At 62.6% G+C, this 412-nt stretch carries 1 protein-coding gene; it reads left to right on the forward strand.

Translation table 11 applies throughout. The features are described from left to right. A partial coding sequence (locus SB772_RS39245) for a hypothetical protein (protein ID WP_410838422.1) occupies window positions 1-244 on the forward strand: 244 nt, incomplete at its 5' end. Window positions 245-412: the final 168 nt, after the last annotated feature.

Here is a 412-nt window from a genome sequence, read left to right on the forward strand (position 1 = left end):
CGAGTCGCTGGAGCATCTGTCGGCTTTCGCCCAATCCGGGCAGGGGGTTGAGCTGGCGATCGACTCGCCCGTGTTGCCCACCACGCTGGTTACTCACTTTCAAGTGCCGGGGCAAAACCCCAGTGTGATCGTCACAGGCAATGCCTCGGAACTGCGCAACGAATTGCGCGCATTCCAGGATGGCCTGACGCTGCTTCTGGAGTTTGGCGACCAGTACAACAGATCGATTCTGGAGGATCAATGAAAACTTCGCTGTTCCGGTGTTCGACGATTGCGTCCGCAAGTGCGCTCACGATGCTGCTCGCGTCATGCGGCGGCGACGACATCCATGCGCCGGCCGACCCCGACGCGGCGGCCGACCAGCGCGCGGCCGCACTCGTCGCGCAACTGACGACCGACGAGAAACTGCAGC

It is taken from the genome of Paraburkholderia sp. SIMBA_030 (genome assembly GCF_046535245.1).
Taxonomy (GTDB): domain Bacteria; phylum Pseudomonadota; class Gammaproteobacteria; order Burkholderiales; family Burkholderiaceae; genus Paraburkholderia.